24 protein-coding genes and 1 tRNA gene are annotated in these 23442 nt (G+C 64.0%); 8 read left to right on the forward strand and 17 right to left on the reverse strand.

Going from position 1 to position 23442, the window contains the following annotated elements; translation table 11 throughout:
- Positions 1–23: 23 nt before the first annotated feature.
- The 5 genes from QTI04_RS04580 to QTI04_RS04600 all read right to left on the reverse strand — a co-directional run bounded on the left by QTI04_RS04580 (position 24) and on the right by QTI04_RS04600 (position 4579).
- On the reverse strand, positions 24–1937 hold the full coding sequence (locus tag QTI04_RS04580; protein ID WP_286614346.1) for a SurA N-terminal domain-containing protein: 1914 nt from the start codon (positions 1935–1937) through the stop codon (positions 24–26).
- A gap of 74 nt (positions 1938–2011) precedes the next feature.
- Positions 2012–2087: transfer RNA gene (locus QTI04_RS04585), tRNA-Val, on the reverse strand.
- A gap of 17 nt (positions 2088–2104) precedes the next feature.
- Positions 2105–2377, reverse strand: coding sequence for an HU family DNA-binding protein (locus QTI04_RS04590; protein ID WP_007830705.1), 273 nt, complete (start codon positions 2375–2377; stop codon positions 2105–2107).
- Between the two features lie 222 nt (positions 2378–2599).
- Complete coding sequence (locus QTI04_RS04595) at positions 2600–3685, reverse strand: tartrate dehydrogenase (RefSeq protein WP_286614347.1); 1086 nt, start codon at positions 3683–3685, stop codon at positions 2600–2602.
- A 3-nt stretch (positions 3686–3688) separates the two neighbouring features.
- Complete coding sequence (locus QTI04_RS04600; protein WP_286614348.1) at positions 3689–4579, reverse strand: alpha/beta fold hydrolase; 891 nt, start codon at positions 4577–4579, stop codon at positions 3689–3691.
- Between the two features lie 74 nt (positions 4580–4653).
- Here QTI04_RS04600 and QTI04_RS04605 point away from each other — a divergent pair, with 74 nt between their 5' ends.
- Positions 4654–5598, forward strand: a complete 945-nt coding sequence (locus QTI04_RS04605; RefSeq protein ID WP_286614349.1) for a LysR family transcriptional regulator — start codon at positions 4654–4656, stop codon at positions 5596–5598.
- A 4-nt stretch (positions 5599–5602) separates the two neighbouring features.
- Here QTI04_RS04605 and QTI04_RS04610 read toward each other — a convergent pair whose 3' ends face one another.
- Genes QTI04_RS04610 through QTI04_RS04625 form a run of 4 tightly spaced genes read right to left on the reverse strand, consistent with a single transcriptional unit; the run spans position 5603 to position 9540 of the window.
- Positions 5603–6484, reverse strand: coding sequence for a DMT family transporter (locus tag QTI04_RS04610; protein WP_286614350.1), 882 nt, complete (start codon positions 6482–6484; stop codon positions 5603–5605).
- Positions 6481–7047 carry a CDP-diacylglycerol--glycerol-3-phosphate 3-phosphatidyltransferase gene (gene pgsA, locus QTI04_RS04615; protein WP_286597672.1) on the reverse strand — a complete coding sequence of 189 codons (567 nt, stop codon included), beginning with the start codon at positions 7045–7047 and terminating at the stop codon, positions 6481–6483. The genes QTI04_RS04610 and pgsA overlap by 4 nt, the downstream gene beginning before the upstream one ends.
- 43 nt (positions 7048–7090) lie before the next feature.
- A complete protein-coding gene (uvrC, locus tag QTI04_RS04620) occupies positions 7091–9052 on the reverse strand; it encodes an excinuclease ABC subunit UvrC (RefSeq protein WP_286614351.1) in 1962 nt (653 codons plus the stop codon).
- 5 nt (positions 9053–9057) lie between these two features.
- Positions 9058–9540: an OsmC family protein gene (locus QTI04_RS04625; RefSeq protein ID WP_286614352.1), complete on the reverse strand. Its 483-nt coding sequence runs from the start codon at positions 9538–9540 to the stop codon at positions 9058–9060.
- 48 nt (positions 9541–9588) lie between these two features.
- Here QTI04_RS04625 and earP point away from each other — a divergent pair, with 48 nt between their 5' ends.
- The 3 genes from earP to QTI04_RS04640 all read left to right on the forward strand — a co-directional run bounded on the left by earP (position 9589) and on the right by QTI04_RS04640 (position 12333).
- Positions 9589–10659, forward strand: a complete 1071-nt coding sequence (gene earP, locus QTI04_RS04630) for an elongation factor P maturation arginine rhamnosyltransferase EarP (protein WP_286614353.1) — start codon at positions 9589–9591, stop codon at positions 10657–10659.
- A gap of 138 nt (positions 10660–10797) precedes the next feature.
- A complete protein-coding gene (gene efp, locus QTI04_RS04635; RefSeq protein WP_286568623.1) occupies positions 10798–11352 on the forward strand; it encodes an elongation factor P in 555 nt (184 codons plus the stop codon).
- 114 nt (positions 11353–11466) lie between these two features.
- Positions 11467–12333 (forward strand): TIGR00730 family Rossman fold protein, encoded by an 867-nt coding sequence (locus tag QTI04_RS04640; RefSeq protein ID WP_286597668.1) that lies wholly within the window; start codon positions 11467–11469, stop codon positions 12331–12333.
- On the opposite strand, the gene QTI04_RS04645 is transcribed toward QTI04_RS04640, so the two are convergent.
- The 5 genes from QTI04_RS04645 to pncB are packed head-to-tail and all read right to left on the reverse strand — an operon-like array spanning position 12321 to position 18507.
- Positions 12321–13514: an MFS transporter gene (locus QTI04_RS04645; protein WP_286597667.1), complete on the reverse strand. Its 1194-nt coding sequence runs from the start codon at positions 13512–13514 to the stop codon at positions 12321–12323. The genes QTI04_RS04640 and QTI04_RS04645 overlap by 13 nt on opposite strands.
- Positions 13511–14854: a DNA recombination protein RmuC gene (locus tag QTI04_RS04650; RefSeq protein ID WP_286614459.1), complete on the reverse strand. Its 1344-nt coding sequence runs from the start codon at positions 14852–14854 to the stop codon at positions 13511–13513. The genes QTI04_RS04645 and QTI04_RS04650 overlap by 4 nt, the downstream gene beginning before the upstream one ends.
- Positions 14855–14873: 19 nt before the next feature.
- Positions 14874–15860 carry a D-glycerate dehydrogenase gene (locus tag QTI04_RS04655; RefSeq protein WP_286614354.1) on the reverse strand — a complete coding sequence of 329 codons (987 nt, stop codon included), beginning with the start codon at positions 15858–15860 and terminating at the stop codon, positions 14874–14876.
- A 2-nt stretch (positions 15861–15862) separates the two neighbouring features.
- On the reverse strand, positions 15863–17257 hold the full coding sequence (locus tag QTI04_RS04660; RefSeq protein ID WP_286614355.1) for a sodium:proton antiporter: 1395 nt from the start codon (positions 17255–17257) through the stop codon (positions 15863–15865).
- Between the two features lie 32 nt (positions 17258–17289).
- The gene (pncB, locus tag QTI04_RS04665; protein WP_286614356.1) at positions 17290–18507 is read right to left on the reverse strand and encodes a nicotinate phosphoribosyltransferase; all 1218 of its coding nucleotides are present in this window, start codon (positions 18505–18507) and stop codon (positions 17290–17292) included.
- Between the two features lie 182 nt (positions 18508–18689).
- Between pncB and QTI04_RS04670 the strand changes: the two genes are divergently transcribed.
- Both QTI04_RS04670 and QTI04_RS04675 read left to right on the forward strand, forming a co-directional pair.
- Positions 18690–18923: a CsbD family protein gene (locus QTI04_RS04670; protein WP_286597663.1), complete on the forward strand. Its 234-nt coding sequence runs from the start codon at positions 18690–18692 to the stop codon at positions 18921–18923.
- Positions 18924–18978: 55 nt separating this feature from the next.
- Positions 18979–19386 carry a hypothetical protein gene (locus QTI04_RS04675; protein ID WP_286597662.1) on the forward strand — a complete coding sequence of 136 codons (408 nt, stop codon included), beginning with the start codon at positions 18979–18981 and terminating at the stop codon, positions 19384–19386.
- Between the two features lie 70 nt (positions 19387–19456).
- Here the strand turns inward: QTI04_RS04675 and QTI04_RS04680 are convergent, their stop codons facing one another.
- Positions 19457–19894 (reverse strand): thioesterase family protein, encoded by a 438-nt coding sequence (locus QTI04_RS04680; RefSeq protein WP_286614357.1) that lies wholly within the window; start codon positions 19892–19894, stop codon positions 19457–19459.
- On the reverse strand, positions 19891–20829 hold the full coding sequence (locus QTI04_RS04685) for a histone deacetylase (protein ID WP_286614358.1): 939 nt from the start codon (positions 20827–20829) through the stop codon (positions 19891–19893). Before QTI04_RS04685 ends, QTI04_RS04680 begins: the two co-directional genes overlap by 4 nt.
- Before the next feature lie 163 nt (positions 20830–20992).
- Between QTI04_RS04685 and QTI04_RS04690 the strand changes: the two genes are divergently transcribed.
- Entirely contained in the window at positions 20993–21550 is a 558-nt protein-coding gene (locus QTI04_RS04690; RefSeq protein WP_286597658.1) for a phasin family protein, read from the forward strand.
- Positions 21551–21714: 164 nt separating this feature from the next.
- A complete protein-coding gene (locus tag QTI04_RS04695) occupies positions 21715–22473 on the forward strand; it encodes a 3-hydroxyacyl-CoA dehydrogenase (RefSeq protein WP_286614359.1) in 759 nt (252 codons plus the stop codon).
- Here the strand turns inward: QTI04_RS04695 and QTI04_RS04700 are convergent.
- Entirely contained in the window at positions 22421–23383 is a 963-nt protein-coding gene (locus QTI04_RS04700; protein WP_286597656.1) for a YihY/virulence factor BrkB family protein, read from the reverse strand. The genes QTI04_RS04695 and QTI04_RS04700 overlap by 53 nt on opposite strands.
- Between the last annotated feature and the right edge of the window lie 59 nt (positions 23384–23442).

Below are 23442 nucleotides of genomic sequence, written 5' to 3' on the forward strand. Positions count from 1 at the left end.
CCTGCGATTGTAGCGTGAAAAAACTAGCGTTCGACGCCCGCCGTCGGATCCGAGGGCCTCGGAACCAAAATTTCAGCCTTGAAGCGGTTCTTCAGCAAGTCGTAGTAAGCGGAGCTTTCCGCCGCGCCCACGGCCTGTGCAAACTGCTCGTTCTCCTGCTTCGCCAGCTCCGCCGCGGGCGGCGTGCGGGGGACGGCCTTGACGACGCGCACCACGGCAAAGCCCTGCGCACCAAGATCCGTTCCGATGAGAGCCGGCAGCTTGCTGGTATCGGCACGCAACGCGCCTTCGATGACAGCTGGCGGCTGCGACTGCATCTCCAGCCGCGAAACCGTTACAGGTGCGCCGAAAGTCGCGCCCGCAGGGTTCGCCTGCCAGGCCGCCAGCTTGCCCTCGCCTTCGGCCTTTGCGAGGGCGGCCGCGCGTTGGGCAATGAGTTGCGTGCGAACCTTGTCCTTGACCTCTTCGAAGGGCAGCGTGCGCGCCGGAGCGTGTTGCGTGACGCGACCCGATGCGAGTTGGTTTGGCCCGATTTCGATGGCTTCGGTGTTGTGCTTGCGCTCGAGCGTGTCGGGAGCAAAGAGCGCGTTCAGGAAATTGCGGTTGGCCAACGCGCCCGCGGCACCCGGCGCAGGCGTACGCGCCACATTGCCAGCCGTCTGGATCGTGAGCTTCAGTTTCTCGGCAGCTGGTTTCAGGCTGTCCGGCTGCTGGTAGACGATGTCTGTGAAGATCTCGGCGGCCTTGGCGAACTCCTGCGTGGCCTGCTGGCTGCGCACTTCGTTCTCGATGGTGGCACGCACCTTTTCGAAGGGCGGAACCACGGCGGGCTTGATGTCGTTGAGCTGGATGATGTGGTAGCCGAACTCGGTCTCGACGACATTGCTGATCTCGCCCTTCTTGAGCGAGAACATCACATCCTCGAAAGGCTTGACCATCGCGCCGCGCGTCACGAAATCGAGATCGCCGCCCTTCTCCGCCGACCCGGGATCCTGCGAATTCTTCCGTGCCGTCTCGGCAAAGGTGTGGGGTGCCTTCCGGAGATCGACCAGCAGTTGTTCCGCCTTGGCACGCGCCTTCTCGCGCTCGGCGGCCGGTGCGTTGGCCGGCGCGGCGATGAGGATGTGGCTGGCACGACGTTCTTCCTTGGTGCCGAAGCGCGCGCTGTTCTGGTCGTAGTAGCTCCGCAGATCCGCCTCGCTGACCGATATGTTCTTCTTCGCGGCTTCGAGGTCCAGGACCAGGTATTCGACGCTGGCCTGTTCAGGCACCTGGAACTGCGCCGCGTGGTCCTTGTAGAAAGCCTGGAGATCGGCATCGCTCACGCTGACTTTCGACGCGAAGTCGGCGGGCTTGAACAACGCCACCTGAATCTCGCGACGATCGTAGAACGCATTGAGCGCCGCGGCGGCCTGGGCGGCGGTCGCGAAGGTCGTACCCGAAACGCCCAGAGACACCTGTTGGGTCGCCAGATCGGCGCGAACCGACGCTTCGTACTGCTCGGGCGTGCGGCCGGTCGCGCGCATGAAGCTCTCGCGGTCGAATTTGCCATCGGCTGTGCGGAACGAAGCGAGGCCCGAGTCCGCCGCAAAAAGGCGTGCGAGCCGCTCTTCCGACACGGTCATATTGGATTTGGACGCCGCTGCAGCGAGCACGCGATCACGCACCATGCGTTCCAGAGTGGCGTAGCGCGCTGCATCGGAGTCGAGCAAGGCCGGATCGATGTTGGGCGCCTGACGGCGGATTCGGTCGACCTCGTTGCGATGCTGCGCATCCCATTCGGGACGGGTGATCTCATGGCCCGCGACGCGCGCGACCATTTCGCCTTGCGTATTTCCCTGATACCGATCGACGCCGAAGAGCACGAACGAAGGAATGATCAGCAAGAACAAGAGCACCATGATGATCTTGTTGTACTTGCGGAAGGAATCAAACATGCTTGGGCACTCTCTGTGACGGATTGCGGGACGGCAACAAAAAAGGCGAACACGCTGTTCGCCTTTGCTTCGGGTGGTGGGTGCTGAGGGGCTCGAACCCCCGACCTACGCCTTGTAAGGGCGCCGCTCTACCAGCTGAGCTAAGCACCCCACCGGAAAACAGTGTCTCAGTTCAGCGCGTCTTTCAGCGCCTTGCCGGGACGGAACTTCGGGATCTTGGCGGCCTTGATTTTAATCGCGTCGCCGGTGCGCGGATTGCGACCGGTCCGCGCGGCACGCTTGCCTACTGCAAATGTACCGAAACCGACGAGCGATACGGAACCGCCCTTCTTGAGCGTTGTACGAATGGCGCCGATGGTGGATTCGAGTGCGCGCGTGGCGGCAGCTTTGGAGATGTCGGCGTTTTTTGCGATGTGCTCAATGAGTTCGGTTTTGTTCACAAGGGCCCCTTGCAGGAAAATTGTTGATCAGTCGTCAGAAGCGATGCCAGCCCCGTGACGATGCCACGGGGGCGAAATGCGAAAAAAGGGTGGCAGTTCTGACGCGCCGGCAGCGCGCTGCCGACAAGGATTACAACCACTGGTCTACAGGGTGTCAATACGACACTCCCCCCTAGAACACAGCGAGGAGCGCGATTTTAGTGGCGTTTTGACAAGTCTTTTTCAAAGTGCCTCGGCGATCGCCTTGCCCAGGTCGCTCGTGCTTGCGGTTCCGCCGATGTCGGGCGTGCGCGGGGCGCCGCTGCCGGGAGCCAGCACTTTCTCGATCGTCGATAGGATCGCGTCGTGCGCGGCCTTGTGGCCGAGAAACTCCAGCATCATCGCGCCGCACCAGATCTGGCCGATCGGGTTGGCGATGCTCTTGCCGGCAATGTCCGGCGCGGAGCCATGCACGGGCTCGAACAGCGACGGCGTGGTGCGCTCCGGATTCAGGTTGGCGCTGGGCGCAATGCCAATCGTGCCGGTGCATGCAGGCCCCAGGTCCGACAGGATGTCGCCGAACAGGTTGCTCGCCACCACCACATCGAAGAAGTCAGGGCGCTGCACGAAGTGCGCGGTCAGGATGTCTATGTGGAACTTGTCGAGCTTGACGTCCGGGTAGCCCTGCGCCATGGCAGCCACACGCTCGTCCCAGTAAGGCATGGTGATCGAGATGCCATTGGACTTCGTGGCGCTGGTGAGATGCTTCTTCGGGCGCGACTGCGCCAGATCGAACGCGAACTTGAGCACACGGTCCACGCCGACTCGCGACATCACGGTCTCCTGGACGACAATTTCGCGCGGGGTGCCTTCGTACATCCTGCCGCCGATGCTCGAGTACTCGCCCTCCGTGTTTTCGCGCACGATGTACATGTCGATCTCACCCGGTTGCCGTGGCGTGCCATCGCGACGAACCACAGGCGCGACGATGCCCGGCATCAGACGCGCGGGGCGCAGGTTGACGTACTGGTCGAATTCGCGACGAAAAAGCAGCAGCGAGCCCCAGAGCGACACATGGTCAGCGATCTTCTCGGGCCAGCCGACCGCTCCGAAGTAGATCGCGTCGTGCCCGCCGATCTGGTCCTTCCAGTTGTCGGGCAGCATCTTGCCGTGCTTCTCGCAGTAGTCCCAACTCGAGAAATCGAAGTGGTCGAACTTCAGGTCGATGCCGAACTTGCGCGCTGCGGCATCGAGCACGCGCAGGCCTTCGGGCATGGTTTCCTTGCCGATGCCGTCGCCGGCGATGACTGCGATTCGTTGGGTGCTCATGTCTCAATCCTTGTGGGTCGCGTTGAAAAAGGGAAGCGCGCGTGCCAGCAGGTCGTGCGGCGCTTCCTCGGGAATGTAGTGGCCGCAGGCGAGCGCTTCGCCCGATACGTCGTCGGCGCGCTCGCGCCAGAGTGCCAGCACATCGAAGCAGCGTCCGACCGCACCATGCTCGCCCCACAGCACGCGCAGCGGCTGCGTGAGCTTGCGGCCGGCCGAGATGTCGGCGCGATCGTGATCCAGGTCGATGGTGGCCGAGGCCCGATAGTCCTCGCAGATGGATTTCGCGCTGCCATCGATCAATGCGCAGCGTTCGTACTCCGCGAGCGCTTCCGGTGCAAAGGGCGCAAGACCCGCATGGCGACTGCCCATGACGCTGCGCACATAGCGCACCGGATCCGATTCGATCAGCGCTTCGGGCAACGGCGGCGGCTGGATCAGGAAGAACCAGTGCCAATAGGCCTTCGCAAAAGCTTCGGACGTGTCCTCGTACATCGCGAGCGTCGGCGCGATGTCGAGCACCATGAGGCGCTCCACCGCCTCCGGGTGATCTGCCGCGAGCCGATGGGCCACGCGCGCCCCCCGGTCATGCGCGAGCACGCCGAAGCGCTCGAAACCGTGATGCCGCATGGCGGCGAGCGCGTCGAGTGCCATTTCGCGCTTGCTGTAGCGGACATGGGCCGCATCGGCCACGGGACGGCCGGAGTCCCCGTAGCCGCGCAGATCGAGCATGACCAAGGTGAAGTGCTCGGCCAGCACTGGCGCCACGCGATGCCAGATCACGTGCGTCTGCGGGTGGCCATGGAGCAGCAGCAGAGGTGAGCCGCTGCCACCGACGCGTCCATGCAGCCGAACACCGTCGCGCGACAGGTCGAAGGTAGTGAACGAAGTCAACATGCAATGATTGTGCGTTGCGCACCCCTCTTCATCAAGCAACAATCAGCCAATTGATACTTTCCAAAATTGCAGCAATGGACCGCAGTGATCTCGAACTCGTGATGGCGATCCGCGCGCGCGGAAGCCTCGCCGGTGCCGCGCTCGCGCTGAACGTCGTTCCTTCCGTGGTGACCAAACGGCTCGGGGCGCTGGAGGCGCGACTGGGCCAGCGGCTGTTCGACCGCACCACGCGCAGACTCAGCGCCACGGCGGAGGGCGAAGCGGTGTGCCTGCATGCCAAAGGCCTGCTCGCCGGCTTCGCCGCGCTCGAGAACGAACTGGGCGAACGCCAGAGCGAACTGAGCGGCACCATCCGGCTCGTCGCCACCTTCGGATTCGGCAGGCGCTGGCTCGGGCCGGCGCTCGCGGCGTTCAACGAGCAGCATCCCGGACTGCAGATCCAGCTCACGCTGGCGGAGAAACTGCCCGACCTGGGCGCGGAAGGACACGACGGCGCCGTGTGGTTGTGGCAGCCGCAACATCGCCGTGCAGGCGACTGGGTCACGCGCCGCATCGCGCGCAATCAGCGCGTGCTGGCGGCTGCTCCGGCGTATCTTGAACACCATGGTCTTCCGGCCGACGCTGCTGCGCTCGCGTCGCACGACTGCCTCGTGGCACGCGAGAACAGCGAAGGCAGCGAGCGTGAATTCGCGCTCTGGACGCTGCGCCACGTCAAGGACGGAACCACGGTTCGGGTCCACGTGCGCGGTCCGCTGTCGAGCAATTCGGGTGAACTGGTGCGCGATTGGTGCCTGGCCGGTCGCGGGATCATGCTGCGCAGCCTCTGGGACATTGCACCTCACCTCGCCTCGGGCGAACTGGTGCGCGTAATGCCGCACCTCGCGATGCCGGATGCCGACATTCAATGGGTCGCGCCGTGGCGACCCAAGACGCCCCGGCGCGTGCGGGTGCTGATCGACTTCCTGGTGGAGCGTTTTCGCGGCGAGCCGTGGAAGGTCGACCCCACGCGTTCGCGCTGAGCTCTCAGCGCTCGCCGCGCACCACCAGGCTGACGCCAACGGCGGTCGTCGCAATGCCTGCCAGCGTCACCACGGTGATCGGCTCCGCGAACAAGAGCCAAGCCATCACGGCGGTGCATGGCGGTACGAGGTAGAGCAGGCTCGTGACGGCAGTGGCGGTGCCGCGCTGGATCAGGATATAGAGCAGCGAACTGCCACCCAGCGACAGCGCGAGGACGGACCATGCCATCGCGCCGCCCGAAGCCAGGTTCCATTGGATGCTGTCGGTCTCCAGCGCAGCGAAAGGCAGCGTGACCAGCAGCGCCGCTGCGAGTTGGATCGCATTCGCGCTGCGCACGTCGCAAGGCGCGACGAAGCGCTTCTGATACAGCGTGCCGACGGTGATCGACAGGAGCGCCATCAGCGCCAGCCCCATCGTCAGCACATTGACCTCCCCGCCCTGTCCCAGCTTGCGCGACACGACCAGCACGAGCCCGAGAAATCCGAGGAACAGTCCCGCCCACTGGCGACGCGTGATCGTGCCGCCAGTCATCGACATCCAGACGGCGGTCAGCACCGGCTGGATACCGACCAGCAATGCGATGAGGCCGGAGCCCATTCCGGCCCTGACGGCCGCCCAGACGCCACCCAGGTAGCCCGCCTGCATCAGCACGCCGGTGACCGCGAGATGTCCCCACTGCACCCGATCTCGCGGCCACGCGACGCGCGCCACCCGGACCCAGGCGAGGAAGCAGATCACCGAGAGTGCATAGCGCACCGTGAGGAACTTGAGCGGCGGCGCGTAAGGCATGCCATACCGCGCCACGATGAAGCCGGTGCTCCAGATCAGCACGAAGACCGCTGGCATGATGCGAAGCCAGCCCGCCGAACGGGCCGCCCCCGTCATTTCGCCCGGGCCCGGATCTCGGGAATGGCCTTCTGCAGGTAGTAGACCATCGACCAGACGGTGAGCACGGCGGAGATCCAGATCAGCCACTGGCCCCAGGCGCCCGTGTCGATCACACCGAACAGCATGCCGTTGAAGAGCAGGAAGGGGATCGCCACCATCTGCACCACGGTCTTGACCTTGCCGACCATGTGGACCGCGACACTCTTGCCGGCGCCGATCTGCGCCATCCATTCGCGCAGCGCGGAGATTGCGATCTCGCGACCGATGATGATCAGCGCCACGAACACGTCAGCGCGATTCAGGTGCACCAGCACGAGAAGCGAAGCACACACGAGGAACTTGTCGGCGACCGGATCGAGGAAGGCGCCGAACGCCGAAGTCTGGTTGAGCCGGCGCGCCAGGAAGCCGTCGAGCCAATCGGTTGCCGCGAACACGATGAACATCACCGTCGCGATGAGATTGCGCATCGGCTCCGACAGCGGCAGGTAGAACACACCCACGATCAACGGAATCGCGACGATGCGCGTCCAGGTCATGATCGTTGGCAGAGTCCAGAACATTGGAACGAGTATATGGCCCCCCCGGTGCGAGGCCGGGGACCGGTCAATGCAAGGCTCTATAGATTTCCTCGGCAAGGTCAAAAGCGATTCCCTCGACCGAAGCGATGTCCTCGACGCTGGCTGCCGCAACGCCGCGAATTCCGCCGAAGCGCTGCAGCAAGCGCGCGCGACGCTTGGGCCCGATGCCAGGAATATCTTCGAGCTGGCTGCCGCCCACCCGGATCTTCGCCCGCTTGGCGCGCATGCCGGTGATGGCGAATCGGTGCGCCTCGTCGCGAATCTGCGCGACCAGCATCAGTGCCGCCGAATCGCGGCCAAGATAGACCTTCTCGCGGCCATCGGCGAACACCAGCTCCTCGAGCCCGACCTTGCGACCCTCGCCCTTCTCCACGCCGACGATCAGCGACAGCGGCAGCCCCAACTCACTGAACACTTCACGCGCCATCGACACCTGGCCCTTGCCGCCGTCGACCAGCACCAGTTCCGGCATGCGCGCGGTCCGCGTGCCCGGCCGTGCATCAGTGCCCGCGCCCGCGGCATCGCCGGCAGGGGGCGCATCGGTCTCCGCCGCCATCGCCTCGGCCAGCTTGCCGTAGCGGCGATGCAGCACCTGCCTCATCGCGGCATAGTCGTCGCCCGGCGTGATGCCCTCGATGTTGTAGCGCCGGTATTCGCGGTTCTGCATGGCGTGATGCTCGAACACGACGCACGAAGCCTGCGTCGCTTCGCCCGCCGTGTGCGAGATGTCGAAGCACTCGACGCGGAAGTTGTCGAGATCGTCCGGCGCCAGTTCGAGCGCATCGACCAGCGCGCGCGTGCGCGCCTGTTGAGAGCCCTCCTCCGCAAGCAGGCGCGCGAGTTGGAGCGCCGCGTTCTTGCACGCCATTTCCAGCCAGTGGCGACGCTGCTCCCGCGGCTGGAACACGGCGGTCACGCGCGTGCCCGCCTGCTGCGAGATCGCCTCGATGAGTTCGCGGCCCACCAGTTCGCTCAGAACCAGCGTGGCCGGCACGGGCACGTCGATGTAGTGCTGCGCGATGAAGGCCTCGAGTACCTGCACCTCGACCGCGTCGGACAACGGCGGTTCGTCGTCGCTCTCGGCATCCCGCTCGCCATGCTGGATCTGCGTGGCGTCTTCCACATGCACCGGGAAATAGGCACGGTCGCCCAGGTGCCGGCCGCCGCGCACCATCGCGAGATTTACGCAGGCCTTGCCGCCCTGCACCTTGACGGCGAGGATGTCCACGTCCTTGTCGGAGGCGATCTCGACCGACTGCTGGTGCAGCACACGTGACAGCGCCGACATCTGGTTGCGCAATTCGGCCGCCTGCTCGAACTCCAGCTTCTCGGCGTGGGACATCATCCGCGCCTCGAGTTGCGTGAGAACGACCTGCGTGTCACCCATCAAGAAGGCCTCCGCGTTGGCGACGTCCTGTGCGTAATCCTCGGGCGTGATGTAGCCCACGCAGGGGCCGCTGCAGCGCTTGATCTGGTAGAGCAGGCAGGGCCGCGTGCGATTGCTGTAGACCGTGTCTTCGCAAGTGCGCAGCTTGAACACTTTCTGCAGCAGCTGGATCGACTCCTTGACCGCCCACGCACTTGGGTACGGCCCGAAATAGCGGTGCTTGCGATCGACCGACCCGCGGTAGTACGCCAGCCGGGGGAAGGTGTGCGAGGCGATCTTGAGATACGGATAGCTCTTGTCGTCGCGAAACAGGATGTTGTAGCGCGGCTTGAGCGTCTTGATCAGGTTGTTCTCGAGCAGCAGCGCCTCGGCCTCGGAGCGCACCACCGTGGTCTCCATGCGGGCGATCTTCGAGATCATGTGGCCGATGCGCGTGCCGGCGTGATTCTTCTGAAAATAGTTCGCCACGCGCTTCTTGAGATTGCGCGCCTTGCCCACGTAGAGCACCGCACCTGCCGCGTCGAAATAGCGATAGACGCCAGGCAATTGCGGCAATGCCGCCACTTCGCTGAGCAATTGATCGGAATGCGTTTCAGCCATTGTGTTTACTGTGGAGTCCCGTCTTCCAGCACTGGCTCGCAGCGCACGTCGGTGTGGACCGAATTGGCGATGAAGCACTGGTCGTGCGCCGAGTGGTGAATGGCTTCGATTTGCTCGCGCGTCGGCAGGCGCTCGCCGGAAAAAAGCGCCTGCGGCCGCAGCGTGACGACGGTCATCGCCAACTTGCCGGCAGCGTTGCGCCCCATCCGGCCGTCGGCACTGTCGGCGTAGCGTTCCACGCAAAAGCCGCGCGATGCCGCTATCGACAGGAACCACAGCATGTGGCAGCTCGACAGCGAAGCGACGAAGAGTTCTTCCGGGTCGACGGCCGTGGCATCCGACATCGGCAGCGGCACAACGTGCGGAGAGGACGAGCCGACCCATTCCGCGCCGCCGTCGAAGCGGATCGCGTGGCGACGGCTGTAGCGGTTGCCGACGAAATCCTGGCCGTCGCGTTGCCAGAGGATGTCGGCGGAGTGATGTGACATGGAATCTGTCTCCGGTGTCTCCATTGGGGGGCTGTAGAGTATCCCGCGATGCGCTGGGACATTTTCTGCAAGGTGATAGACAACCATGGCGACGCCGGCGTCTGCTGGCGGCTGGCCGCTGCGCTCAGCGGCGAAGGCGAGACGGTGCGCTTGTGGATCGACGATCCCTCCGCGCTGGCCTGGATGGCGCCCGAAGGTTGCGAAGGGGTTTCTGTCGTCGCCTGGACTGCGGCGACGGCGGAAATCCAGGCCACCAACGCACCCGCCCCGGACGTGTTGATCGAGGCCTTCGGCTGCGATCCCGCGCCGGAAATCGTTGCAATGTTCGCGCTGCACGCGCCAAGAAACGGCTCGACTCACCGATGGATCAACCTGGAATACCTGTCGGCCGAGCCCTATGTCGAGCGCCTGCACGGCCTCCCCTCCCCCGTCTTCAGGGCACCCGGCGCCGGGCTGACCAAGAATTTCTTCTATCCAGGCTTCACCAGAGCCACGGGCGGCCTGCTGCGCGAGCCCGAGTTGATGGCGCGGCGCGAGCGATTCGATCGCGGCGCGTGGCTCGCAAGCCAAGGCATCCCCTGGCAAGGCGAACGCCTCGTCTCGCTGTTTTGCTACGAACCGCCGGCGCTCGAAGCCCTGCTCTCCCAATTCGAGCGCGCCGACCGGCCCACCCGCTTGCTGGTCACGGCAGGACGCGCCGCGGCCGCCTTGCCACCCGGTCCCGCACAGCGCGGCGCGCTTTCGATCTCATGGCTGCCCCATGTGCCGCAACCCGAATTCGACCACCTGCTTTGGGCCTGCGATCTGAATTTCGTCCGTGGCGAAGACTCCCTGGTTCGGGCGATCTGGGCCGGCGCTCCCTTCATCTGGCAGATCTACCCGCAGGACGACGACGCGCACCACACCAAACTGAACGCTTTGATGGATTGGATGAACGCCCCGCCCTCTCTGCGCGGCTTCCACCATCTCTGGAACGGAATGGCAAGGGATCGATTGCCGGATCTGAACCGGACGACGCTCGAATCCTGGGGTTTCAGCGCGCTGGCCGCACGCGCATGCCTGCTCGAACAGGACGACCTTTTGACGCGGCTGCAGCGTTTCGTCGCCCAAAAAAGCTAAAATTGCGGGCTTTGCGGATTTCCGGCCGGGGCGTTCCCCGATTGCCGCACTATCCGCTGAACCCGCCGCGGTGAATGCGCCAGAAGGGCCAGAGGGCTCGACGACGCACCGAGCGGCCAACATCCAGAGACCCTGATTATGAAAATCGCTCAAGAAATCCGCGCTGGCAACGTGATCATGCACGGCAAGGACCCCATGGTCGTCCTCAAGACCGAATACAGCCGTGGCGGCCGCAATTCCGCCACCGTGCGCATGAAGCTCAAGAGCCTGATCGCCAACTTCAACACCGAAGTGGTCTTCAAGGCCGACGACAAGATGGAGCAGATCGTGCTCGATAAGAAGGAATGCACCTATTCCTACTTCGCCGACCCGATGTACGTCTGCATGGACACCGAGTACAACCAGTACGAAGTCGAAGCCGAGAACATGGGCGACTCGCTCAACTACCTCGAAGACGGCATGCCGGTCGAAGTGGTGTTCTACGACGGCAAGGCCATCTCGGTCGAACTGCCGACCAGCGTCGAGCGCGAAATCACCTGGACCGAACCGGCCGTCAAGGGCGACACCTCGGGCAAGGTCATGAAGCCGGCCAAGATCTCCACCGGTTTCGAAATCGGCGTGCCGCTCTTCGTGGCGCAAGGCGACCGCATCGAAATCGACACCCGCACCGGCGAATACCGCAAGCGCGTCTGAGCGACCGATCACCCTGAAAAAGGCTCCTTCGGGAGCCTTTTTTGCGTGCGTTCCGACGCACCGGGCCCGAAATCTGCAAGGCGCACAATTCAGCCTCGCTTTCCTCGCAAGACCATGCCCAACAGCACACACGACCTCCACGACAAGCGCCTCGCCGACGCCTGGGCCACTCTGCAGGCCCATGCGGACAAAGGCCTTCCCCTGCACACCGATCCTTCGCGCCTGGCTTTCGCCGACCCGGAATTCCTGCTGCGCCGCGAAACGCGCGGACTGCGCATGCAGCTCGAGCTCATGAAACCCGACCTCGAGATGCGCGCGCACGGCATCGAGAACACGGTGGTCGTATTCGGCAGCGCGCGATTTCGAAGCGAAGAGGAATCGGGCGCGCTGATTGCGCAAGCCGAGGCATCCGGCGACTCGATCGCGGCCGACCGCTGGCGCAAGCTCGCACGCAGTTCCCACTATTACGAAAAGGCGCGTGCCTTCGGCAAGCTCGTGGCGCAGTACAGCAACGACAAGGAGCCCCAGGACAAGCTCTTCGTCTGTACCGGCGGCGGTCCGGGCATCATGCAGGCGGCCAACCGCGGCGCGTACGAAGGTGGAGGCCTCTCCGTCGGCTTGGCGATCGCGCTGCCGATGGAGGAAGAAGCCAACCCCTACGTCACCCCGGCGTTGAGCTTCAAGTTCCACTACTTCGCGATTCGCAAGATGCATTTCATGATGCGGGCAAAGGCGCTGGTGGCCTTTCCCGGTGGCTTCGGCACCCTGGACGAACTGTTCGAGGTCATCACGCTCGTGCAGACCCGCAAGGCCAAGCCTGTGCCGATCGTGCTGTTCGGCTCGGACTACTGGAAGCAACTCATCAATTTCGAGTTCCTGGCCGAGGAAGGTGTGATCTCGCCCAACGACGTGAAGCTGATCGAATACGTGGATGCCCCGCAAGACGCCTGGGACTACATCAAGACTTTCTACAAACTCTGAACGGGCTGGTCTTCGCGCGACGGAGCCTGCAGTCCCCAGACCGAGCGGGTGCCAAGCGCCACCACGCCGCCGACGATCCAGAACACGCCCGCGACGCCGATCAGGGCGCCGGCTGCGCCGAACAGCATGGGCATGGCGACGCTGGAGGCGTTGAGCGTCATCACGCGCAGGCCGAGGGCTTCGCCGTGCCGCGCGTGCGGAGTGATCTGGTGCAGCATGCTCATCACCATCGGTTGCACCGCACCAAGGGCCACACCCAGCACCACCGAGCAGACGCCCATGCCGAACGCCGAGGTCATGAATGGATAGGCCGCGAAGACCAGCGCCGTGACCACGTTCGATGCGGTGATCACGCCGCGTTCGCTGAAGCGCGAAGCCACCAGCGGTAGCACGACGCGAATGCCGGCCGCGGCCACCGCGAAGGCGCCGAGGATGGAGCCGATCATCGAAGCGCTCAGCCCGCGCTCGTGACCCAGGATCGGCAGCACGAAGGTGTGCACGTCCCACGACGCGGACTGCAGCCAGTTCACGAACAGCAGGCGCCGGAACATGGGCTGGCTCAGCAGATCCCAGGCACGCGGCCTTGGCACTCCGGGTGGCAGGCGCACCGGGGGGAGTTCGGCTGTCCCGCGCGCGAGCATCCAGCAAGCAATTGGCAGCAGCGCCAGCAAGGCGAAAGCCACCCGATAGCCGAGCAAATCGCCCGGTGTGGGGCCGGCATGGTCGATGAGCAGACCCGTGACGAAGGGACCGACGAAATTGGCCGCAGCCGGCGCGATCGCGAGCCAGCTGAACACCTGCTTGAGTTGGGTGGGGTTGCTCGCCGCGCGGCCGACGTGGCGCTGCAGCGCAATCACCGCGATGCCGGTGGCGCCCCCCGTCAACAGCGCCGCCAGGCAAAGCACCGGGAACACCGGCAGTACCGCGGCCATCGCGGCTCCGGCCGAGGCTGAAACAACGGCGATGGTCAACGGCCGCCGCAGCCCATGCCGATCCGCAAAGCGCCCGGCAGGCAGCGCCAGGAACACCTGCGTCAGCGCGAACAGCGCCAGCAGGACCCCGACGGCGGCCGCACTGTAGCCCTCACGCAGCGCCAGTAGCGGGGCTGCCAGCCGGGTGCCCGTCATCGCGGCGTGCAGGCAGACCTGCGCGAGGATCAGGCGAAGCAGGCCGGCATTCACGTCTGGAGGTCGTCGTCGCCGTCGGCAGGCGGCAGCAGCGCCTGGGACTGCGCTTCTGGCAGCGCCTCCACCTTGCGTAGCGCGAGCCGCATCTGCTTGGCGCGCGTGTCCGCCTTGTCGAGGGTGTCGGAAGCCTTCGCCACCTGTTCCTTGATGCGCGAGACCCATTCGCCGTAGCGCTCGAACTCCGTCTTGACCGCGCCCAGCACCTTCCACACTTCGGAAGCCTGTTGCTCCAGCGCGAGCGTTCGAAAGCCCATATGCAGGCTGTTGAGCATCGCCAGCAGCGTGGTTGGCCCGGCGAGCGTCACGCGATGCTGGCGCTGGATCGCATCCATCAGGCCGGGACGACGCAGCACTTCGGCATAGAGGCTTTCGACCGGCAGGAAGAGGATCGCGAAGTCCGTGGTGTGCGGCGCGGCCAGGTAGTTTTCGGCGATCGACTTTGCTTCGGTGCGAATGCGTGTTTCCAGCGCCTTGGCGGCAATTTCGGCGGCGCCCGGATCGGCCCGTTCGTGTGCGTCGAGCAGGCGCTCGTAGTCGTCGCGCGGAAACTTGGCGTCGATGGGCAGCCAGACCGGCGCGCCATCGCCGCCGCGGCCCGGAAAGCGGATCGCGAAATCCACGCGCTGGCCGCTGTGGGGCTTGGTCTCGACCTGCTTGGCATACTGGTCGGGCGTCAGCACCTGTTCGAGCAGCGCCTCGAGCTGCACTTCGCCGAACACGCCACGGGTCTTCACATTGGTCAGCACGCGCTGCAGGCTGCCCACGCCGACGGCGAGCGTCTGCATTTCGCCCAGGCCCTTATGAACCTGTTCGAGCCGGTCCGCCACCTGCTTGAAGCTCTCGCCCAGGCGGGCTTCGAGCGTGCTCTGCAGCTTCTCGTCGACCGTCTTGCGCATCTCGTCGAGCTTCGCGCTGTTGTTCTGCTGGAGTTGTGCGAGTTGGGTCTCCATCGTGGCGCGCACTTCGGCGAGTCGGCGCGCATTGGATTCGCTCAGCCCCTGGAGTTGGGTGTTGAGCGTGTCGGCCAGCGTCTTTTGCAACAGCGTGAGTTGCTGCGCGAAGGCGTCGATCTGCGCATTCTGCGTGCGGGTGGACTCCGCGCCTTGCTGGATCAACGCCTGCTGGAAGGTGGCAAAAGCTTGCGCCGTTTCCTGCCGGGCGCCGCGCGAGGACTCGCCGATCTCGTGGCGCAGTTCGCGCTCGATGCGCTCGTTGCCGGCGCCCAGGGTCGCGACCAGCGTCGAATGGTCGGGCGCCGGCTGCTTGCGCAGCAGCAACCACAGGATGAGGATGAAGTTCAGGGCCGCGAGGGCCAGCAGGATCCAGGTTTCGATCACGGGTGACGTTGTCTTCTTATTTGGCCGCAAGCACTGCGGGGTTGAGGGGCGTGACCGGCTTGTTGTTCACGAGGTAGCCAATGAGGTTGTCGACCGCCAAGTCGGCCATGGCCCGGCGCGTAGGCACCGTGGCGCTGGCGATGTGGGGCGTGAGCACGACGTTGGGCACGGTGAGCAGGTCCGGGTGCACCTTCGGTTCGCCCTCGAATACGTCGAGGCCGGCCGCCGCAATGCGCTTGTCGCGCAGCGCCGCCGCGAGCGCCGCATCGTCGACGATGCCTCCACGCGCAATGTTGACGAGCGTGGCGGTGGGCTTCATCAGCGCCAGTTCGGCCGCACCGATCGTGTGATGCGATGCCGGCGTGTAGGGAACCACGAGCACGACGTGATCGGCGGTCTTCAGCAATTCTTCCTTGCCCACGTAACCGGCCTTGCATTCGGCCTCGAGCGCCGCGTCGAGCCGCGAACGGTTGTGATAGATCACCTTCATGCCGAAGCCGTGCGCGCCGCGTTTCGCAATGCCCTGCCCGATCCGGCCCATGCCGATGATGCCGAGCGTGGCGCCGTGGATGTCGGAACCGGAGAACATGTCGTAGCTCCACTTTTCCCACTTGCCCGCGCGCAAGAAATGCTCGCTTTCCGCGATGCGGCGCGCCGTGGCCATCAGCAGCGCAAAACCGAAATCGGCCGTGGTTTCGGTCAGCACGTCCGGTGCGTTGGTTCCGAGCACCCTGTGCGCCGTCATCGCGTCGATGTCGAAGTTGTTGTAGCCCACGGCCATGTTGGCGCAGATCTTCAGGTCGGGGCAGGCATCGAGCACCTCGGCGTCGATGCGCTCGCTGCCGGTGGTGAAGACGCCCTGCTTGCCCTGGAGCTTTTCGATTAGCCGGGCCTTGCTCCAGCTTTCGTCGTTCGGGTTGGAATCGACTTCGAAGTGTTCCTCTAGACGGGCAATGGTCTCGGGAAAGATCGAACGGGCAACGAGGATTTTGGGTTTGCTCATGATCAACGGAAGAAGATGAAGGTCGCAATGATGAACAGCGGGATCAGGATGACACCCGACCACAGCATGAAGCCGAAGAAGCTCGGCATGCGCACACCGCGGCTTTCAGCGATGGCCTTGACCATCAGGTTGGGCGCATTGCCGATGTAGGTGTTGGCGCCCATGAACACGGCGCCGGCCGAAATCGCCGCCAGCGTCGTCGCGTAGGTGGTCATCAACGCCTGGGGGTCGCCGCCGGCGGTATTGAAGAACACCAGGTAGGTCGGTGCATTGTCGAGGAAAGAGCTCAGGATCCCGGTGGCCCAGAAGTACATCGCGGGATCGGGTTGGCCGTCGGGCCGCGTCACGGCCGAGACGATGGCGCCGAACGGACCTTCCGTGCCCGCCTTGAGCATGGCGATCACCGGAACGATGGTCAGGAAGATGCCGGCGAAGAGCTTGGCGACCTCCGCCATCGGCTCCCAGCCGAACTGGTTGGCCGCATGCACGTTGGGCGCGGTGATCTTGAGCGAGACGAGCGTGATCACGATCAGCGCCACGTCGCGCACGATGCCCGGCAAGCCAACCGTGGTGCCATGGATGTCGAAGCTGACGGGCGATTTCCAGATGCCGCTCAGCAGGACGAAGAACAGGATGCCCCCCAGCAGCCAGAAATTGACGGCACCATCGAAGCCGATCGCGCCGGTATCGGGCGTCGGATCGAAGGGCATCACGCCCTCGTTGCGGTAGTAGAAGAAATCGAGCGCATAGAAGATGGCGAGCAGCGCACCGACGACGAACAGGGTGTCTGGAAAGATGTTCTTCGCGGTCCAGAAGAAATCAACGCCCTTCAGAAAGCCGAGAAAAAGCGGCGGATCGCCCAGCGGCGTCAGCGAGCCGCCGACGTTCGACACGATGAAGATGAAGAACACGACCACATGCACCTTGTGCTTGCGGTTGTCGTTCGCCCGGATCATCGGCCGGATGAGCAGCATCGACGCGCCCGTCGTGCCCATGAGGCTCGCGAGCACAGCGCCGATCGCCAGAATCGCCGTGTTGAGCTTGGGCGACCCGCGCAGGTTGCCGCGAATGTGGATGCCGCCAGCCACCGCGAAGAGCGAACCCAGCAGCACGATGAACGGTATGTATTCGGCCAGCAACGCATGCACGAGTTGGGCGCTCGCCAGCGACAGGCCATAGATCCCTGCGAAGGGCAGCAAGAATGCCAGCGCCCAGGCCGCAGCCACCTTGCCGTAGTGGTGATGCCAGAGGGACGGCACCAGCAGTGGCATCAGCGCGATCGACAGCAGAAGGCCGGCGAACGGCACGCCCCACAGCGGAGAAAGGCGACTCCCGTCGAAATCGGCTGCAAAGGCCATGGCCGGCGCCACCATCGGCAATGCGCCGGCCGCCAGCATGCGCAAAGCAGTCTTCGTGGTTTGCCCCGCTGTCATGCGACGGGCTGGGCGATTTCGAACACTTGGCGCAGATAGGCCAGATACCTTTCGTCTTCACACATGTTCTTCGATGGCGTGTCCGACAGCTTGGCCACCGGCTGGTCGTTGCAGCGGATCATCTTGATCACGATCTGCAGCGGCTCGTAGCCCAGGTCGTTGGTGAGATTGGTGCCGATGCCGAAAGCCAGCTGACAGCGTCCGCGGAACTGCTGGTAAAGCTCGATGGTGCGGGGCACGGTGAGGCTGTCGCTGAAGATCAGCGTCTTGGTCCGCGGATCGACCCGGTTGGCGATGTAGTGGGCCAGCATGCGCTCGCCCCACTGGAAAGGATCGCCGCTGTCGTGGCGCGCACCGTCGAACAGCTTGCAGAAGTAAAGGTCGAAGTCGCGCAGGAACGCCGTCATGCCATAGACATCCGACAGCGCGATGCCCAGGTCGCCGCGGTACTCCCGCGCCCACGACTCGAAGCCGAATATCTGGCTGTCGCGCAGCCGCGGCCCCAACGCCTGGCAGGCCTGGAGATATTCGTGCGCCATGGTGCCCAGCGGAATCAACCCGAGCTTCATCGCATACAGCACGTTGCTGGTGCCGGCGAACTGCGGCAGCTTCCCCGACGCACTCGGATGGTTGGGCGCGGTCACGGCGCCGAGCCGCGTCGCGAGCGTGCGCAGTACCTCTTCGTGCCAGTCCTTGGAGAAACGGCGGCGCGTGCCGTAGTCGGCGATCTTGAGGTCGGCGAGACCTTCGTCCTGCAACTGCACGATCTTGGTGTCGAGCCGGTTGCGGCCTTCGGTGAGGTCCGGGTTCGGCTGGGTATTGCGAAAGTACACCTCGTTGACGATCGCCAGCACGGGGATCTCGAACAGGATGGTGTGCAGCCAGGGTCCCTCGATGCGGATCTCGAGTTCGCCGGAAGCCTTCGGGATGATGTTGATGTATTTCTCGTTGAGGCGGAACAGGCCGAGGAAATCGACGAAGTCGCTCTTGATGAAACGCATCGTGCGCAGGTAGCTCAGTTCCGGATCCTTGAACTGCAGCGAGCAGAGGTGGCGCACTTCCTCGCGGATCTGGCCGGCGAACTGCGCCAGCTCGATGCCGGGATTGCGGCACTTGAAGCGGTACTCGACGCGCGCGCCCGGAAAGTGATGCAGCACCACCTGCATCATCGTGAACTTGTAGAGGTCGGTATCGAGCAGGCTGTGAATGATCATGGTGCGGGACGCTGTCTCCGGGTTCGATGTGCGTTCGATTATCACGGGCTGCGTCGGCATGTGCCTACGAACCGTTCCCCGGGCGTCCTACCGTGCGGCCAATGCCTTGACGCGACAGTGTGTCCACGCCGACCAGCACAAGTTCAGGTCGGCGACGAAACCTGATCTGAAGGAGATACGTCATGAACAAGGACACCGTCGAAGGCAACTGGAAACAGCTCAAGGGCAAGGTCAAGGAGCAGTGGGGCAAGCTCACCGACGACGACTTCGACGTCATCGCCGGCAAGCGCGATCAGCTTCTGGGCCGCATCCAGGAACGCCATGGCATCAGCCGCGATGAAGCCGAAAAGCAGGTGGCCGACTGGGAAAGCCGCGACGGCCGCACCCCTGCTGCCATCTGGATGGAACGCGTCTGACGCCGCGTCCACTCATTCACCGAACAACCGATTCACAACTCCAGAGGGAAAAGCCATGAAAAAACATCTGCTCATGATCGCCATCGCATCTACATGCCTGATTGCGGGCCAAGCCAGCGCGATGACCAGTGACGAATACAAGGTCGCCAAGGAAAAGATCGAAGCTGACTACAAGGTCGACAAGGCGAAGTGCGACACGCTGAAGGACAACGCCAAGGATGTCTGCGACAAGGAAGCCAAGGGCAAGGAAAACGTCGCCAAGGCTGAACTCGAACAGCAATACAAGCCCAGCGAAAGCCATGCTCGCAATGTGAAGGAAGAACAGGTGAAGGCCACCTATGAAGTCGCCAAGGAAAAGTGCGACGACCTGAAGGGCGATGCCAAGAACGCCTGCGAAAAGCAAGCCAAGGCTGACGAAGCCAAGGGCAAGGCCGAAATCAAGGCCATGAAGACCAAGGGTTAATCAGCCCCATCGGCCTCCGGGCCGGGTCGCGATTGCCAACGGCGCCTTAGGGCGCCGTTTTTCTTTTGCCTCAGACGCGCAGGTCGTCGACCACGGCCAGCAGTGCCGCCGGCAACTTGACCGGCCGCTGGGTCGCCCTGTCGACATAGACGTGGATGAAGTGCCCTTGTGCCGCTGCGGTCTCGGCGCCCTCTGCGAACAGCGCGATCTCGTAGCGCACGCTGGAGCTGCCGGCATGTGCCACCCGAATCCCCGCCTCCACCGTCTGCGGGAACGCAAGCGGCGCGAAGTAGTTGCACTGCGTCTCCACGACGAAGCCGATCGTCGTGCCGTGATGGATGTCCAGCGCACCCCGCTCGATCAGGAGCGCATTGACCGCGGTATCGAACCAGCCGTAGTAGACGACGTTGTTGACATGCCCGTACATGTCGTTGTCCGCCCAGCGCGTGGGAATGCTGCGAAAGGCGCGGTAGCCGGTGCGAAGTTCGGGGGATGGTCGGGCACTCATGGCGCGGCATTTTGCCAGCGCCGCCAGTATTCGAAGGCGACCTTGAAGGTGCCCAGTTGCACCTGAACCGTCTCGGCGATGTCGCTCGCATAGCCACCGGCCATCGCGAAGGCCAGCGGAATGCGCCGTTGCCAGGCGAAATCGAAGACGCGCCGGTCGCGTGCCTCCAGGCCGTCGAAGCTCAGCTTGAGACGGCCGAGGCGATCGCGTTCGAAGGGATCGGCCCCTGCGAGATAGATCACCAGGCCCGGCGTGAACCGCCGATCCAGTTCGTCCAGCGCATGTTCGAGGGCGGCAAGATAGTCGTCATCGGCACAACCGTCCGGCAGTTCGACGTCGAGATCGCTGGCTTCCTTGCGGAACGGGAAGTTCTTCTGACCGTGCATCGAGAGCGTGAAGACGCTGGGATCGTTGCGAAAGATGCTGGCGGTGCCATTGCCCTGATGCACGTCCAGGTCGATGACGGCGACACGCAAGGGAGGCCCCCTATGCCGGCCGTGCTCGGCCTGCATCAGCCTTGCGGCGACCGCGGCATCGTTGAAGACGCAGAAGCCGCCGCCCTTCCCCGCGCTGGCGTGGTGAGTCCCGCCGGCCATGTTGGCCGAGATGCCTTCCCCGAAGGCGGTGCGACAAGCAGCAATGGTGGCGCCGGTCGACCGGCGCGAGCGCTCGACCATCGCCTCACTCCACGGAAAGCCGATCTCGCGCATGGCCTCGGGACTCACGCTTCCGTCGCTGATGGAGGCGATCCATTGCGGCGTATGTGCCAGCGCCAGTTCGCCGTCGCTGGCACGCGGTGCCTCGAACATCTGGATCTGGGGCAAATGCTGTTCGAGTCGATCGCGAAGAAGGACATACCGTCCCATTGGGAAACGGTGGCCGGTGGGCAGAGGCAAGACGAATTGGCCGGAATAAAACGCACGCATTGGGAACATTGTCAGGGCCCATTTAGAAGGCGCGTTCTAAATTGCTGCAGTGCATCAGAAAATTCTTGTTTTGGAAGTGAAGCTGCCTATACTTGAGTCCATGCTGCACCGCAACAAAAGTTCAGAGGCAGCTCACTGTGAATCCCCCTTTTCTTTCAACTGGAGTCCCCACATGGCCCTGACCGCTGACCAACTGATTTCTGCTCAAAAAGCCAACCTCGAAACCCTCTTCGGCCTGACCACCAAGGCTTTCGAAGGCGTCGAAAAGCTCGTCGAACTCAACGTGACCGCCTCCAAGGCAGCACTGACCGAAGCCGCCGGCACGACGCAAGCCCTGCTGAGCGTCAAGGATGCGCAAGAACTGCTCACCCTGCAAGCCAGCCTGTACCAGCCCCTGGCTGAAAAGACCGCCGCCTACAGCCGTCACCTGTATGACATCGCCCAAGGCACCGGCGCCGAATTCACCAAGGCTTTCGAAGTCAAGGCCGCTGAAGCCCAGCAAGCCTTCGTCGGCCTGGTCGACAGCGCCGCCAAGAACGCACCCGCCGGTTCGGAAACCGCCGTTGCCGTGATGAAGAGCGCCGTGGCTGCTGCCAACAACGCTTTCGAATCGGTGCAAAAGGCTGTCAAGCAAGCCTCCGACGTCGCCGAAGCGAACTTTCAGGCCGTGCAGACCACGGCCGTGAACGCTGCCAAGAGCACGGCGCAAACCGCCTCGCGCAAGCGCTGATTGGCAAGCCCGCATCCAGCGGGCGCTGATTGTCTCCTTGGGTCCTTCTGGATCCAATTCAGGGGGCCCCGTCCTTGCGACGGGGCCCTTCTTTTTTGCTCGCCCCAGGGCGGCGTTCACTTCGGATTCCATAATCACGGGTCATATCGTTCAGGAGACTCTTCATGCAGATCGACGGCAAGGTTTTCATCGTCACCGGTGGCGCTTCGGGGCTGGGTGAGGGCACGGCGCGGATGCTCGCCGCGAATGGCGGCAAGGTGGTCGTTGCCGACATGCAGGCCGACAAGGGTGAGGCAGTCGCCAAGGAGATTGACGGTGTTTTCGTCAAGTGCGACGTGAGCCAGGAAGCGGACGGTCAAGCCGCCGTGGCTGCCGCGCTGAACCTGGGCAAGCTGGCGGGGCTGGTCAATTGCGCTGGCATCGCGCCGGCCGAAAAGACGGTCGGGAAGACCGGGCCACATGCGCTGGCGGTGTTCAGCAAGACGGTCACAGTGAATCTGATCGGCAGCTTCAACATGATTCGTCTTGCGGCCGAGGCGATGAGCAAGAACGAACCCGAAGCGACCGGGGAGCGCGGGGTACTGATCTCGACGGCCTCGGTCGCTGCCTATGACGGGCAAATCGGCCAAGCCGCGTACAGCGCCTCGAAAGGGGGCGTCGTCGGGATGACCCTGCCGATCGCGCGCGATCTGGCGCGCAACGGCATTCGCAACATGACGATCGCGCCGGGCATCTTCGGCACGCCGATGCTGTTCGGCATGCCGCAGGAGGTGCAAGACGCGCTGGCCGCGAGCGTGCCGTTTCCTTCGCGCCTCGGCACGCCGGAGGACTACGCGAAGCTCGCCAAGCACATCATCGAAAACGACATGCTCAACGGCGAGGTGATCCGACTCGACGGCGCGATCCGGCTCGCGCCGCGCTGACGCTGCCCAGGGCTCCCTCGGTGTCGTCGAGCGGGGTCACGCTGCCGGTGCGCTCCAGGCGCTCGTATTGGGCGATCACCTGGGCGCCGAAGAGCACGAGCGTTGCGGCGATCTCCAGGCTGAGCAGCACGACGATGGCCGTGGTCAACGAGCCGTAAACCACGTTGACCTGCGAGAGCGTCGCAAAGTAGAGCACCAGCACCCGGCGCGTGACTTCCCACAGCAGCGCCGCGGTCACCCCGCCCAGCAACGCATGTCGCAGCCGGAGCCGGCCCACCGGCATCACCAGGTAGAGCGAGGTCAGCATGAAGATCTCGCCGGCCAGCCCGAGCAGGTAGAGCAGCACGCCCGACACGCCAGACAGCGACCAGCTGCGGCCGAGGAGTTCGATGCGTTCCTCCCCGATCACCTGCAGGGCACCGGACACCAAGGTGACCAGCAACAAGCCGATGCATAGGCACAGGATGTAGATGTACGGCATCACCACCGAGATCAGAAAATGACGCGAGTGATCCGCCTTGCGGTGGTGAAAGATGACTGCCATCGCGCTTTCGAGCACCGTGAAAGCAAGCGAGCTGAAAAAGATCATCGTGACCAACAGCACCGGGCCAAGCACGTCCGCATGGGTCAGGAAGTTGGAAAGCTCGGTAATGATCGCCCGCGACTGCCCCGGCAGCAGCCACTCCAGATAGCGTCCGACCGCGCGCAGCAGCGCCGCCTGCTCGATGAAGCGCGAGAGCGCGATCACGCTCACGATCAGCAGCGGCACGATCGACAGCAGCGCGTAGTAGGCGACCGCGCCCGCCAGAAGCAGGCCCTGGTTGGCCCTGAACCCCTTCAGCGCCTCCCACATGAATCTCAGCGGGTGGCGCAACAGGGGCACTGCATGGGTGATGGTTCGGCGGATCATGCGTCGGTTTCGGGAAGACGAGTATGCCGCCGGCCGGCGGCGTGTTGATGGCTTGCGTA

The organism is Variovorax sp. J22R115, assembly GCF_030317005.1.
In the GTDB taxonomy this organism is placed as follows: Bacteria; Pseudomonadota; Gammaproteobacteria; order Burkholderiales; family Burkholderiaceae_C; genus Variovorax.